This is a genomic window from Kribbella sindirgiensis, assembly GCF_004331435.1.
Classification (GTDB): Bacteria; Actinomycetota; Actinomycetes; order Propionibacteriales; family Kribbellaceae; genus Kribbella; species Kribbella sindirgiensis.
The window spans coordinates 212910-227561 of sequence record NZ_SJKA01000008.1 but is presented as its reverse complement, the minus strand read 5'-3'; the positions used below and the strand labels follow the sequence as shown (position 1 = coordinate 227561).

10 protein-coding genes are annotated in these 14652 nt (G+C 69.9%); 6 read left to right on the top strand and 4 right to left on the bottom strand.

The genetic code is table 11. The features are described 5' to 3' along the window. Positions 1-35: 35 nt before the first annotated feature. The 3 genes from E0H50_RS24405 to E0H50_RS24395 are packed head-to-tail and all read left to right on the top strand — an operon-like array spanning position 36 to position 2631. On the top strand, positions 36-500 hold the full coding sequence (locus E0H50_RS24405) for a hypothetical protein (protein ID WP_131292478.1): 465 nt from the start codon (positions 36-38) through the stop codon (positions 498-500). Beyond that, a complete protein-coding gene (locus E0H50_RS24400) occupies positions 497-1372 on the top strand; it encodes a tetratricopeptide repeat protein (RefSeq protein WP_131292475.1) in 876 nt (291 codons plus the stop codon). Before E0H50_RS24405 ends, E0H50_RS24400 begins: the two co-directional genes overlap by 4 nt. After that, the gene (locus E0H50_RS24395) at positions 1369-2631 is read left to right on the top strand and encodes a tetratricopeptide repeat protein (RefSeq protein ID WP_131292472.1); all 1263 of its coding nucleotides are present in this window, start codon (positions 1369-1371) and stop codon (positions 2629-2631) included. Before E0H50_RS24400 ends, E0H50_RS24395 begins: the two co-directional genes overlap by 4 nt. Positions 2632-3033: 402 nt before the next feature. On the opposite strand, the gene E0H50_RS24390 is transcribed toward E0H50_RS24395, so the two are convergent. Further along, a complete protein-coding gene (locus E0H50_RS24390; protein WP_131292469.1) occupies positions 3034-5196 on the bottom strand; it encodes an elongation factor G-like protein EF-G2 in 2163 nt (720 codons plus the stop codon). 120 nt (positions 5197-5316) lie between these two features. Between E0H50_RS24390 and E0H50_RS24385 the strand changes: the two genes are divergently transcribed. The 3 genes from E0H50_RS24385 to E0H50_RS24375 are packed head-to-tail and all read left to right on the top strand — an operon-like array spanning position 5317 to position 11098. Further along, positions 5317-7209 carry a DUF2207 domain-containing protein gene (locus tag E0H50_RS24385; RefSeq protein WP_131292466.1) on the top strand — a complete coding sequence of 631 codons (1893 nt, stop codon included), beginning with the start codon at positions 5317-5319 and terminating at the stop codon, positions 7207-7209. A gap of 50 nt (positions 7210-7259) precedes the next feature. After that, positions 7260-9167: a DUF2207 domain-containing protein gene (locus E0H50_RS24380; protein WP_131292463.1), complete on the top strand. Its 1908-nt coding sequence runs from the start codon at positions 7260-7262 to the stop codon at positions 9165-9167. A gap of 32 nt (positions 9168-9199) precedes the next feature. Beyond that, a complete protein-coding gene (locus E0H50_RS24375; protein ID WP_131292460.1) occupies positions 9200-11098 on the top strand; it encodes a DUF2207 domain-containing protein in 1899 nt (632 codons plus the stop codon). A 1-nt stretch (position 11099) separates the two neighbouring features. Here E0H50_RS24375 and E0H50_RS24370 read toward each other — a convergent pair whose 3' ends face one another. From E0H50_RS24370 to E0H50_RS24360, 3 genes are read right to left on the bottom strand one after another with little or no spacing between them, the layout of a single operon-like run. Further along, a complete protein-coding gene (locus E0H50_RS24370; protein ID WP_131292457.1) occupies positions 11100-11627 on the bottom strand; it encodes a ferritin in 528 nt (175 codons plus the stop codon). Positions 11628-11678: 51 nt separating this feature from the next. After that, complete coding sequence (locus E0H50_RS24365) at positions 11679-13586, bottom strand: DUF2264 domain-containing protein (protein ID WP_131292454.1); 1908 nt, start codon at positions 13584-13586, stop codon at positions 11679-11681. After that, complete coding sequence (locus tag E0H50_RS24360; protein WP_238151177.1) at positions 13583-14599, bottom strand: hydroxyacid dehydrogenase; 1017 nt, start codon at positions 14597-14599, stop codon at positions 13583-13585. Before E0H50_RS24360 ends, E0H50_RS24365 begins: the two co-directional genes overlap by 4 nt. Positions 14600-14652 lie beyond the last annotated feature (53 nt).

The window sequence follows — 14652 nt, the reverse complement described above, 5'->3', positions numbered from 1 at the left end:
GAACCCCTGCCCATCCGTGCCGCCCGAGGAGCCCGATGCCGGACGAACTCCTGCGCCCGACCGTCGGCGCCGGCGTGGACATGTCGGCGCGTCCCTGGCGCCTGACGTCCCAGACGTACGTCGCGTTCTTCGGCGGCGTGCTCGCGTCCACGGCCGTGGCGTTCCTCAACGCGGGCCGCCTCGGTGTCGACGCCGCGAAGCGCCGGCTGATCCTGCTGACCGGCCTGGTCGGCCTGCTCGCGGTGATCGGCGTGTTCGTCCTGCTGTACGGCACACGCGACACCGGCGACACCGGCGTCACCTCGGGTCTGCGCGTGAGCATCCGCGTGGTCGCCGTACTGTGCTGCCTGGTGCAGTTGCGGCTGCAGCGGCCGATGGACCGCGCGTTCCAGTTGCGCGGAGCGGACTACGGATCCCTGTGGGGCTGGGGGATCGCGGTGACGATCGGCGGCGCGATCGCCGAGGCGTTGATCCTCTTCCTGGTGACGGTGGTGCTGTGAACGAAACGAGTGAGGCGCGGCTGCGGATGGCCGCGCACTGGCTGCAGATCGGCCGCCCCGAGCGCGTGCTCGACGAACTGCAGGGGCTGTCCGGCGACGCGGCGGTGGACTACCGCGCGTACCTGTTCCGTGGCGCCGCCCTGCACGCGCTGGACCGGGACGCCGAGGCGGTCGACGTACTGCGGGACGGCCTCGCCCAGCACGGCCCGTTCCCGGCGATGCTGCACGTTCTCGGGTCGGCCCTGCGTTCGGAGGGCCGGCTGCCCGAGGCCGAGGCCGCGTTCCTGCAAGGCCTGAGCCTCGACCCGAACGATCCGGACCTGCTGCTCGGCTACGCCCACGTCTGCCTGGCGGCCGGACAAGCCGAGAAGGCGAGCGCCCTGGTCGAGCGTGCCGCGTCGCACGCGCCGGAGAGCGTGGCGGTCTCTGCTGCGCGGGCGCAGGTCGCGTTCGCGCTCGGCAAGGACCGCGACATGCACCGGCACAGCACCGAGGCGCTGTCGTACGACCCCGAGGACCCGAACGCGCGGGCGTTGCACGGTACGGCGTCGATGCTGACCGGCGACTCGCGTGCCGGATACAACTCGCTGCGGTCCGCCGCCGCCTCGCAGCCCGGTGACGCGGACCTGCGCGCCGCCGCCCGCGAGGCGAAGCTGTTCAACCACCCGCTGATGGTTCCGCTGCGCCCGTTCGCCCGCGTCAATCCGCTGATCGTCTGGGTCGGCGCGGTAGCGGTCATCTACGGCCTCCGCGCGGCCGGCCTCGCGCCGCTGTCCTTCGCGTTCGCCCTGTTCTGGCTGGCCTTCTGCGTCTACTCCTGGGTGATCCCACCGCTGGTCCGCCGCTGGGTCAACAGAGAATGGGGATCATGAGTAACGATCGGATCGAGGCCCTGCGCAAGGCGGTCGACGCGGCCCCGGACGACGTACTGCTGCGGCTCGTGCTCGCCGAGTCGCTCGCGACGGCCGGTGAGACCGAGGAGGCGCTCGACCAGTACGTCGTCCTGCTGGATCAGCACGGTCTGCCGGACGATCAGTTCGTACCGGTCGGTGAACTGGCCGCCTCGAACGGGCGGCTCGCCCTGCTGCGGAACCTGCTCGAAACAGCACGTCAGCGCGGTGTCGTCGAGGGAACCGGGCGGCTGCAGCAGCTCGTCGACGGCATGATCGCCGAGCGCAGCGGCGTACGGATCAAGGTCGGGCCGGAGGACGAGCAGGATCCGTTGATCCCGGACACGCCCAAGGAGACCACCACCTTCGACCAGGTCGGCGGGATGGAGGAGATCAAGCGGGTCATCCACCGGATGGTGATCCTCCCGTTGAGCCGCCCGGAGCTGTACGAGAAGTACGGGCGGAAGTCGGGCGGCGGCGTGATGCTGTACGGCCCGCCCGGCTGCGGCAAGACCCTGCTGGCGCGGGCGACCGCGGGGGAATGCGGGCTGCCGTTCGTCAACGTCCGGATCGAGGACGTGATGGACCCGTACCTCGGGGTCTCCGAGCGCAACCTGCACGCCGCCTTCGAGCGGGCCCGCGCCAACGCGCCGTGCGTGCTGTTCCTCGACGAGCTCGACGCGCTGGCCTTCGCGCGCCACAAACACGGCGGGTCCGAGGCGCGCCGGCTGGTCGACGTACTGCTGCAGGAGCTGGACGCGATCGGCTCCGAGAACGAGGGCCTGCTGGTGCTCGCCGCGACCAACGCGCCGTGGGACGTCGACGAGGCGATGCTGCGCCCCGGCCGGTTCGACCGGGTGATCTTCGTGCCGCCGCCCGACGAACCGGCCCGCGCCGACATCCTGTCCGTGCTGACCAAGGAGGTCCCGGCCGACGGCCTGGACCTGAAGGCACTGGCCGGTCAGACCGCGATGTTCAGCGGCGCCGACCTGCGCGCGCTGATCGAGCGCGGCGTCGACAAGGTCATCGACGAGGCGCTCTCGAGCGGCGGAGAGCCACCGCTCGCGATGCGGCACCTCACCGACGCGCTGGCCGCGGTGAAGCCGTCGACCCTCGACTGGCTGCACCGCGTCCGCTCGTACATCGAGTTCGCCAACCAGAGCGAGCGGTACGACGACGTGGCGGCGTACCTCAAGTCCCGCGACGTACGCCGCCGCCTCAGCCGCGACTCCAAGAGCTAGGTCCCGCCGAACCGCCCGGGTCGCCAATCAGTCAGCTCGCCCGGCCGGCGCCGCACACCCGCGCAGCGACGCCCCGCACTCATGGGCCCCAAACCAGTTCGGGGAGCCCTACCTGCCCGGATCGGGACGCAGGACTCCCCGGTTGGTGTGCTGGTGTTCCCCAAACTGGTTTGGGGTGTTTTACGTGCCCGGGTCGGGATGTGGGGTTCCCCGGTTGGTGTGCTGGTGTTCCCCAAACTGGTTTGGGGTGTTTTACGTGCCCGGGTCGGGATGTGGGGCTCCCCGGTTGGTGTGCGGGCTCCTCCCCAAACTGGTTTGGGGAGGAGGGCGTCGGTGGGTTGAGGATGGCTCGGAGTGGTGGTGGGTTCGTCGCTGAGTAGTCAGTGGTGACGAGGCACTAGGTCATTTGAGTTTGGACGCGACCGAGTCCGGCATCGCCTCGTAGCGGGAGAACTCGCGGGTGAACGACGCCGAGCCGTGCGACAGCGAGCGGAGGTCGATGGAGTAGCGGGTGATCTCCACCTGCGGTACCTCGGCCTTCACCAGCGTCCTGTTCTCGCCGACCTTGTCGGTCCCGAGCAGCCGCCCGCGACGCCCGGACAGGTCGCTCATGACGGCACCGACGAGGTCGTCGGGTACCAGCACCGACACCAGGTCGACCGGCTCCAGCATCGAGACCTTGGTCGCGGCCGCCGCCTCGCGGAGCGCCAGACCGCCGGCCATTTGGAACGCCATGTCGGACGAGTCGACGCTGTGCGCCTTCCCGTCGCGCAAGGTGACCCGGATGTCGACCATCGGGTACCCGGCCCCGACGCCCTTCTCCATCTGCGCCCGGATGCCCTTCTCGACACTCGGGATGAACTGCCTCGGCACCGCACCGCCGACCACCTTGTCGACGAACTCGAACCCGGACCCGCCCGGCAGCGGTTCGACCTCGATGTCACAGACGGCGTACTGACCATGGCCGCCCGACTGCTTCACATGCCGCCCGTGTCCCTTGGCCGGCCCGCCGAACGTCTCCCGCAGCGGCACCCGGAGCTCCACGGTGTCCACGGTCACGCCGTACCGGTTCGACAACGCGTCCAGTACGACGTCGGAGTGCGCCTCACCCATGCACCACAGGACGATCTGGTGGGTCTCGGGGTTCTGCTCGATCCGTAGTGTCGGGTCCTCGGCCGCCAGGCGCTGCAGGCCGGCGCCGAGCTTGTCCTCGTCGGTCTTCGCATGCGCCTGGACGGCGATCGGCAGCAACGGCTCCGGCATGTTCCACGGCCGGAGCAGCAGCGGGTCTGCCTTGTCGGAGAGCGTGTCACCGGTCTCCGCGCGGGTCAGCCGGCCGATCGCGCAGAGGTCACCGGCGACCACGAGTCCCGCCGGGCGCTGCGTCTTGCCGAGCGGGAACGACAGCGTGCCGATCCGCTCGTCCTCGTCGTGGTCCTCGTGCCCGTGCGTCGCCCCGCCGTGTCCACCGTTGTGGTCCCCGAAGAACGACGTGAAATGGCCCGACACGTGAACCGTCGTGTCGGGCCTGATGGTGCCGGAGAACACCCGCACCAGGCTGACCCTGCCGACGTACGGGTCCGACGTCGTCTTCACCACCTCGGCGAGCAGCGGGCCGGCCGTGTCGCATGTGAGGCCCTGGCGGGCGACTCCGTGCGGGGTGAAGACGTCCGGCAGCTTGTGCTCGAGCGGTGACGGGAACCCGCTGGTGATCACCTCGAGCAGCTCCAGCGTGCCGACCCCGGAGGCGCTGCAGACCGGGATCACCGGGAAGAACGAACCGCGCGCGACCGCGCGTTCGAGGTCCTCGATCAGCACCTTCTGGTCGATCTCCTCGCCCTCGAGGTAGCGGTCCATCAGCGACTCGTCCTCGGACTCCTCGATGATGCCCTCGATCAGCGTGCCGCGCAGTTCCTCGATCTCGGCGGCGGACGACGGGTCCGGCTCCGCGATCGAGCGTTTGCCGTCGGCGTACTCGTAGTACGACTGGGACAGCAGCCCGATCAGCCCGTCACCAGCGGGCAGGTAGAGCGGCAGGACCTTGTCGCCGAACGCCGTCTGCGCCGTGGAGAGCGCATTCTGGTAGTTCGCGCGGGCGTGGTCGAGCTTGGTGATCACGACCGCGCGCGGCATTCCCACCTGGTCGCACTCCTGCCAGACCGTGCGGGTCGGCTCGTCGACGCCCTCGCTCGCCGAGATCACGAACAGCGCACAGTCCGCGGCGCGCAGCCCGGCCCGCAGCTCACCGACGAAGTCGGCGTACCCGGGCGTGTCGATCAGGTTGATCTTGACCTTGCCCTGGCCGCCGTCGTGCGGCAGCGAGGCGAGCGACAGGCCCACCGACCGCTGCTGCCGGATCTCGGCGTCGTCGAAGTCGCACACGGTGGTTCCGTCCAGGACGGTGCCGGGTCTGTTCAGGACTCCGGAGGCCACCAGCAGGGCCTCGACGAGGGTGGTCTTGCCGGAGCCCGAAGGGCCGACCAGGACCACGTTGCGGATGGCTGCCGGGCTGTCCACAGCGGGCGCGGCTCCGGTGCCTTGGGAAGTGTTCGTCTTGTCTGCCATGACGTTCCTCCTGGTCCACCCACGATTCCCCTAACCGACACTTCGCACAAGGCCCCTCAGCTCCCGGATTCGTGTCGAGCCTGCAACCCCCGGACCCCGCCCCTCGATAGGGTCCGGGGCATGCGTAGGGCACTCGGGGTCGTCATCAGTACGTTGTTCGCCGTCCTGGCGCTGGCCGGTTTCGCCGTGCCCGCGAGTGCGCGGACGATGGAACCCGGCGACGAGGTCAAGAACTTCACGATCGCCTACACCGTGTCCGAGGACGGTGTGCTGCACGTCGAGGAGACGATCGCCTACCACTTCGAGGGCAGCGGCCGGCACGGGATCTACCGGGACCTGGTCACCCGCGAGCCCTACAAGGACGACGACTCGAAGGACCAGGAGTACCAGGTCTCGAACATCCAGGTGTCGTCCCCGAGCGGCGCGCCGGACGAGTTCACCGTCGACACGTACGAGGGGAACAAGGGCCGGTACGGCGAACTGCAGATCAAGATCGGCGACCCGGACCGGGTGATCTACGGCACCGAGGCGACGTACAAGATCACGTACGACGTACGAGGCGCGCTCCGGCACTTCGACGACCACAGCGAGCTGTACTGGGACGCCACCGGCAGCGCGTGGGACGCGGTGATCGACCAGGTCACGGTCAACGTCGACGTACCGCAGGGTGTGACCAGGACCGAGTGCTTCCTGGGCACCGCCGGCTCGAACCGGACCTGCCCGCGGAAGTCGGTGGTCGGGGACAAGGGTGTCTTCGGTGCCTCCCACCTCGAGTCCGGCGAGCAGTTGACGATCGTCGCCGGGATCGCCGCCGGCGCCGTCCGGAACGACACCCCGATCCTGGTCGACCCGCCGAACTGGCTCGAGCGCAACGGGGTGTCCTGGCTCTCGCTCATCGGCTCCGGGGTCGCGACCGTGGCCGCCATCGTGTTCGCCACGCTCTACTCGAAGTTCGGCAACAAGGACCAGCGGTACGCCGGGATGCCGCCGGGCGCGTTCCCGCCGGACGGGGTCGTCGCGCAACCCGTGAAGGACGACCTCACCGAGGACCAGATCCCGGTCGCTTTCGCGCCACCGCGGATCCCGGTCGCCGAGGGCGGTCTGCTGATCGACGCGAAGGCGAACACGACCGAGACGGCCGCGACGCTGATCGACCTGGCGGTCCGCGGCGGCGTCCGGATCGACAACGACGGCACGTCGCAGAAGGCCGTGCTGCTGAACCCGGCGGCCGCGACGGCGCCCCACGAGCAGGCGCTGATGCTCGGCCTGTACCCGGGATTGCAGCCGGGTATGGAGGTGCTGCTGGAGCGCGGCGCGGTGGGCGACAACACCATGCGGAACGCACACAACGAGATGATCTCCGCGCTCCGCAAGCAGGTGAAGGATCGCCAGTGGTACCTGCGGATGCCACGGGCCGGCGGCGGTTCGGCGTTCAAGAACGGCTTCGGCTGCGCCTGTATGGCGATGATCGCGATCTGGGTCGTCGGCGCCGGGCTGATGGGGACCGTGATCAGCGCGGCGACCGGCGGCTTCGGCCGGGCGGTGGTCGTCGCGGTGCCGGTCATCGCCGTACTCGTTGCCATCGGCATCTGGATCGGGATCCGGGGCCGCGGGCAACGGAACCCGGCCGGCCGCGCGGTGGCCGACCAGCTGATCGGCTTCCGGAAGTACCTCGCCACGGCCGAGGCGGACCAGCTGCGTTTCGAGGAGGGCGAGGACATCTTCTCGAAGTACCTGCCCTGGGCGATCGCCTTCGGCCTCGCCGACCGCTGGCAGAAGGTGTGCGAACAGCTCGTCGCGGCGGGCCGCATCACGCCCGACCCGTACTGGTACTCCGGACCGTCGTACTACGCCTCCGGCTGGACCGCGGGCGCGGTCGGCGCCACCCTGTCGAACACGTTCGACCCGCCGCCCACGCCGTCCAGCTCCGGCGGAGGCGGCGGCAGCTCGTCCGGATTCAGCGGCGGCTCCTCCGGCGGCGGTGGCGGCGGTGGCGGCGGCGGCAGCTGGTAGTGGCCCGGTAGTGGCCCGGTAATGGCCTGGTGCCCCGCTACATTCCCGTCATGCGCCGGGGGCTCGGGATCGTCATCAGCACACTGTTCACCGTTCTCGCGGTGGCAGGTTTCGCCGTACCGGCCGGGGCCGCGACCACGGCGTACGGCGACGAGATCGAGTCGTTCACGATCGCGTACACGGTGTCCGAGGACGGCGTACTGCACGTCACCGAGACGATCGATTACACCTTCGCGGAGTCCGGACGGCACGGGATCTACCGCGACCTGGTGATCCGCGAGCCGTACGCCGACGACCCGACCAAGGACCAGAAGTACGAGATCTCGAACATCCTCGTGTCGTCGCCGACCGCGCCGGACCGGTTCACGAAGGAGACGGCGAAGTACAACCTCGACCGGGACCAGACGCTGCGGATCAAGATCGGCTCGAAGGACCGGACGATCTGGGGCACCAGCGCGAAGTACGTGATCTCGTACGACGTCCGTGGCGCGCTCCGGCACTTCGCAGACCACAGCGAGCTGTACTGGGACGCCACCGGCTCTGCCTGGGACGCCCACATCAACAAGGTAACCGTGAGTGTCCAGGTGCCACAGGGCGTGCAGCAGGTCGAGTGCTACAGCGGCAAGGCCGGCTCCACGAGCTCCTGCGAGAAGAAGTCCCTTGCCGGCGGCATCGGGCTGTTCACCGGCTCCAAGCTGGTCCGCGGTGAGCAGCTGACGATCGTTGCCGGGATCAAGGCCGGCGCCGTGCGGAACGACACCCCGATCGTGGTCGACCCGCCGAACTGGCTGGAACGCAACGGGGTGTCCTGGCTCGCGCTCGCCGGGTCCGTCCTCGCGACCGCGGCCGGGGTCGCCGCCGCCGTCCTCTACCACCGCCGCGGCCCCCGCGACCTGCGGTACGTCGGACTGCCGCCGGGGACCGTCCCGCCCGCGGGCGCGAGCGCGCAGATCGGCAAAGATCAGCTCGCCGCGGACCAGATCCCGGTGGCGTTCGCGCCGCCCGAGGTCACGGTCGCCGAGGGCGGACTGATGGCGGAAGCGACGGACAAGCCCACCGCCCTCGCGGCGACGCTCATCCACCTCGCCGTCCGCGGCGCGATCCGCCTCGACAACACTGACGAGGGTGCCCGCAAGGCGGTCCTGGTCGATCCCGAGGTCGCGACGGCGCAGCACGAGAAGGTGCTGCTCAAGGGCTTGTTCCCGAAGCAGGAGCCGGGCGAGGAGCGGGCGCTCGAACGCGCCGAAGTCGGCGACTACTCGCTGGTGCAGGCAGCGGACAAGATGTATGACGCGGTGTGGACCAGCATCAAGCGGCAGCAGTGGTACCTCAGGTTGCCGGCCGCCTCCGGGAACGACGACGGTTCGACCGCCCTCGGCTGGATGCTCACGATCGCGCTCGTCATTCTCTGTTTCGGCGTCGGCCAGATCGGGTCAGGTCCGGCGACCGCCGGCCGTGTGATCGCGATCATCGTCCCCGGGAGCGCGCTGCTGACCCTGCTCTGGATGTGGATCGGGCGGAAGCGGCGCGGGCAGCGGAGCGCGGAGGGACGCGCGATCACGGACCAGGTCCTCGGGTTCCAGCAGTACCTTGCGACCGCCGAGGCGGATCAGCTGCGGTTCGAGGAGGGCGAGGACATCTTCTCGAAGTACCTGCCCTGGGCGATCGCGTTCCGGCTCGCGACCCGCTGGCAGCGGGTGTGCGGTGAGCTCGTCGAGGCGGGCCGGCTGACACCCGATCCGACCTGGTACGTCGGCCCGTCCTACTACCACTCCAACTGGTCGGCGAGCTCGATCAGCACCGCCGTCCAGAGCACGTTCGTGCCACCACCGGCTCCCGCGCCCGCGGCCGGCTCCGGCGGCGGCAGCTCGTCCGGCTTCAGCTCGTACAGCAGCTCCTCGTCGTCCTCAGGCTCCTCGGGCGGCGGGGGCGGGGGCGGTGGCGGCGGCAGCTGGTAGCCGCGACCTCTACGCTCGGTAATGTCGCGCGCATGCGTCGTGCGCTCGGTGTCGTCGTCACCATGCTCGCCGTCGGGATCGCGCTGGCGGGGTACGCCGTCCCCGCGTCCGCCGCGATCGGGGACCGGGTGCGGTCGATGGCGATCGCCTACGAGGTCGGCGCGGACGGCGTACTGCACGTCACCGAGACGATCGAGTACCACTTCGGCGACACCGACCGGCACGGGATCTTCCGCGATCTCGTCGTCCGGGAGCCGTACGCCGACAACGCGACGAAGGACCAGCGGTACGACGTCACGAACGTCCAGGTGTCGTCGCCGACGGCCCCGGACGAGTTCGACCTGTCGACGACGAAGACGAACAAGGCCCGCGACCAGGTGCTGCGGATCAAGATCGGCTCGTCGGGCGACTCGGTTCCCGGGCAGGATGCGACGTACCGGATCAGCTACGACGTCCGCGGCGCGCTGCGGCACTTCCCGGACCACAGCGAGCTCTACTGGGACGCGACCGGGTCGAGCTGGGAGGCCTCGCTGGACCACGTGACCGTCACAGTCACCGTGCCGCAGGGCGTGACCAGGGTCGCGTGCTACGAGGGACCGCCCGGGTCGACGGAGAGCTGCAACGAGAAGTCGATCGTGGGCGGCAAGGCAGTCTTCACGCAGGAGACCGATGTCGTCCGCGGCGAGCAGCTGACGGTCGTCGTCGGCCTCAAGCCGGGTGCCGTGAGCAACGATCTGCCGATCGTCGTCGACCCGCCGGGCTTCCTCGCCCGGTACGGCGTCAGCTGGCCGGCGGCGATCGTCTCGCTCGCCCTGACTGCGTTGGCGATCGTCGGCGGCAAGATCCTGGTCCGATCCAGGAGTGATCGCCGGTACGACGGGATGCCGCCGGGCACCGTACCGCCCGAAGGCCGCACGGCGCGGACCGTGCCGGATCGCGTGGCGGACAAGGAGATCCCGGTCGCGTTCACGCCACCGAACATCACCGCGGCGGAAGGCGGTCTGCTGCTCGACGGCACGGTCGACACCTCCGAGGTCGCGGCCACGCTGGTCGATCTCGCGGTGCGTGGTGCGGTCCGGATCGAGGGCGAGAACGACGTACGGACAGCGGTTCTCGTGGACGCCGGAATTGCCGAGGCGACGCATGAGAAGGCGTTGCTCAAGGGGCTGTTTCCGAAGCAGGAGCCCGGCGGCGAGGTGCGGCTCGTCGCGCCCGCGGTCGGGGACACGCGACCGCAGCGGGCCGCGGAGCGGATGGGCGAGGCGCTGTGGAAACGGGCCGCGGAGCGGAACTGGTACCTGCGGATGCCGCGCCGCCCGAAAGTCGTGGCGTCCTCGGGTTACGGCTGGGTGCCTTTCGGCTGCGGGGTCTTCCTGGCAGTGCTGGTCGGCCTGGTCGGGCTGGTCGTGTCGACGGTGAAGTTCGGGGCACCGTCCTGGCTGGGCCCGACGATCGTCGTGGTGCTGCCCGTTCTGGCTTTGCTGAATGCGCTGATCGACCTGTTCCTGCACAACCGCAAGGGGCGCCGCGATGCGCGCGGGCGGGCGCTCACCGACCAGGTGATCGGCTTCCGCCAGTACCTCACCACCGCCGAGGCGGATCAGCTGCGCTTCGAGGACGGCGAGGACATCTTCAGCAAGTACCTACCGTGGGCGCTGGTCCTCGGCCTCGCCGACCGCTGGCAGCAGATCTGCCGCCAGCTTGTCGACTCCGGCCGCCTGACGGCCGCACCTTCCTGGTACTCCGGGTCCAGCTCGTATTACGACTCCGGCTGGACCGCCGGGAGTATCTCCACGACGGTCTCCAGCACGTTCGCCGCGCCGCCCACGCCGTCCACCGGAGGCGGCTCGTCCTCCGGCTTCTCCTCCAGCAGTTCGTCCTCGTCGTCCTCAGGCGGCGGGGGAGGCGGAGGCGGCGGCGGGAGCTGGTAGGTCAGACCGTTCCGCCGGCGGCCGTCGGGGCCGTCGGGTCGGTGCCGGCGTCGCCGACAGTCTCGCGGGCGAGGAAGTCCTCGAGGTGGAACAGGTTGTCGCCGGCACGCTTGGCGACGTTCACCAGGGTCTTCATGGCCGCGACCTCCTCGACCTGCTCCTTGAGGAACCACTGCATGAACTGCTCGCCGATGTAGTCGCTCTCGTCACGGGCGGTACGCGCGAGCATCTCGATCTGCTTGGTGACCGTGATCTCCTGCGCCAGCGCGAGCTCGAGCGGCTCCAGCGCGGTCTTGAAGTCCGACTCGACCTCGCCGACCGACGGGATGTGCGGCCGGATGTCCTTGTCGAGCAGGTACTGGACCATCATCATCGCGTGGTTGCGCTCTTCCAGTGACTGCTTGTAGAAGTGCGCGGCCAGCTGCGGAAGGTCCTGGTCGTCGAACCAGACAGCAACTGCCACGTACTGCTGCGCGGCCGTGAATTCGTTACGGATCTGTTCCTGCAGGAGTTTCTCGTACGTGCTCATTCCGTCAATCTAACGGCCATCCGCCGAATCCACACCCTTGGCGAGCCTGACCTAACCGGCTCGATTCCGTCCCAGTTCGACCACCTCGGTACCGCCTCCGGGCAGGCTGATCCGCACCGTCGTACCGTGCACGGCCACATCGATGCCCTCGGCAATCGCTTCCGGCCGGAGCGCGTCGCGGGTCAGGAGTACGGCGTTCACGAGCACCAACGGCTGCCCGTGATGCGGTGCCGTCAGGTACGGCGTCGCCGAGTGCGCGCCGTACGGGTTCACTCCGAGCCCGCGGTGCACACCCGCCGCGTCGTACCCGTGCAGGCCGACCACCGCCGACACCAGTCCGTCCGAGTTCCGTGCGGAGGCAGCCTTCTCGCTGGATGTTGCCTCGGGCAAAGAGTCGCCCGCGACCGCGAACCCGCCGCTGCGCACCAGCGCACCGTCCGGGCCGTCCACCAGCGCGCACCGGATCTCCCAGCCGCTGTGCACGACCGACGTGATCTCGATCGTCCACGGCCCTTCGTCTCCGAGCCAGGCGTTGTGCCACGAGGACGCCGTACGGCCGTCCACGCCGAGCCGACGGATCCGCCCGCGCCCGCTGGCCACGCCGTCGGGGGAGACCAGCGAGATCAGGTTGTCGACGTGCGGCTCGTGATCGGACAGATCCGGGCCCGCATGGTTCGCGTACGCCAGCCGGTTGTAGTGCGGATCGCCCGCCGGCTCCACGCCCTGCGGCTCGGCCACCGGCGCGTGGTCGGCGCCGTGGTTCACCAACTGCACCACCTGGTCGTGGCGGCTCGCGTGCACGATCCACCCCGGCTCCGGCATGGCTTTGAGTTGGTCCGCGTTGTCCAGCGGAATCGAGTCCTCCGGGTCCGCCCACACCGGGTGCTCCGGCGGCAGGATCAACCCGACGAACCCCTTCGAGGCCCAGTACGGCGAACCAGGACCGGAGTACTGCTGCGTCGTCGGCAGGAACGTGTCGTACCACCCGAGCGTCAGCACGCCACGCTCGTCCGGTATGCCGTGCTGCACGAAATGCCGCGCGACTCCCGAACACAGCCGCCGCGTCTCGCCCGGCGTCAACGGCGTCGAGTCGAGGATCGCGCCCATCCAGTACGGCGCCGCGGCCGCCATCCGGTACGTCAGCGACCGCCCCTGGTAGATCGGCGCGCCGTCGTTCCCGACCAGGTGTACGGCGTCTTCGAGGAAGAGCTTGATCCGCTCCTGGTAGAGCTTCAGCCGGTCCTCGTACTGCGCACCCGGCGTCGCGGCGGCCATCCGCGCCCACAGGCCCGGGTACAGGTGCATGGCCCAGCCGATGTAGTTGTCGAAGTTCTGCCCGTCGCCATCGGAGTACCAACCGTTGCCGACGTACCAGTCCTCGATCCGGTCGAGACCTGCGTCGATGTCGTCCTGCTGGTACGGCGCTCCGACCGAGGCGAGGAACTGCTCGCTGACGACCTGGAACAGCCGCCAGTTGTTGTCGTGCGTCGTCGACCCGTTGAAGCCGCCGAGCCACTCCGCGACGTGTTCCTGCGCCCGGGTGTCGAGGCGGTCCCAGATCCATTCGCGGGTCTCGTGCAGCGACACCGCGATCGCCGCGGCCTCCACCATCTGCTGCGACCTCGGGGTGAGCCGCAGCCACGCCTCGGGGTGGTCCGGGTTCGCGCCGTTCGCGACGCCCCGCGCGTACCGCTCGATCAGGTCCTCGCAGCCCTTGCCCTGGACGCCGGCGATCCGGAACGCGGCGAGCATGAACGACCGGGCGAATCCTTCCAGCGCGTCGGACGCCGTACCCGACCGGCTCGGCCGGCCCGGGAGCTCGACCAGGGAGGCGCCGGGGGAGAAGTACGGGACCAGCGAGTCGAGCAGGTGATCCGCGAGCGCCTCCCAGTGCGCCCGGACCCATCCGGTCTGGCGGGACAGCTCACGGTCGGTGTCGGGCAGGATCAGGCGGGTCATGCGAGTCTCCCGATTTCGGCGGGGCTGATGGCGTGTTCGAGGGGTTGGCCGGCGGTGAGGCGTTCGAGTTCGCTGACCGCGAGTTCGCCGAGGCGGGCGATCTCGTTGCCGACGGCGCCGGCGACGTGCGGGGTGACGAAGACGTTCGGAAGGTCGAGCAGCGGCGAGTCCGGCGGCAGCGGCTCGGGGTCGGTGACGTCGAGGACCGCGTCGATCCGGCCGGTCACGCACTCGCGGATCAGCGCGTCGGAGTCGATGATCTTGCCGCGGGCCGTGTTGATCAGCGACGAGCCGTCCTTCAGCAGCGCGAGCAGCCGCGCGTCGACCAGGCCGACCGTCTCCGGGAGCAGCGGCGCGTGCACGCTGAGGATGTCGCTGCGGCGGAACAGCGTGTCGTTGTCGACCAGTTCCGCGCCGAGCGCCGCGGCCTCGTCGGCCGTCAGATACGGGTCGCTGATCAGCACTTCCAGGTCGAACCCGCGCAAGCGCTCCGCGACCATCTTCGCGATCCGCGACGCCCCCAGCAGGCCGACCGTCGTACCGTAACTGCCCGGCATCCCGTGCGGGTCCGCCTTGCGCCGCTCCAGCCGGTACTGCGCCGCGAGCCGGAACGCCCGCTTCCCGGCCAGCACGATCGCGGCGACCGTGAACTCGGCGACCGGCTGCGCGTTCGCCGTGGCCGCCGACGAGACCTGGATCCCGCGGTCGAACGCCGCCGGATCGACGATCGCCTTGACCGAGCCGGCCGCGTGCAGGATCGCCTGCAGTTTCGGTGCCGCGTCCAGCACCTCCGGCCCGATCCGCGGGCAGCCCCAGCCGGTGAGCAGTACGTCGACGTCCGGCAACGCCGCCCGTACGGCGGGGTCGGCGAGGAAACTCGCCCCGGGGCCGACCGGCAGCACGGTGGCGATCGCGTCGAGGCGCTGCCGGACCCGCGGCACGAGGACGCGGTCCCGGCTGGCGTCGTTCATCGCCAGCATGACGGTCAGGGCGGAGTTTGGCTCAGGGCTCACAGCGATAACCTAGCAAGCGCTTTCCAACCTGTCGCGCCGGAGGCCGAGTCTTG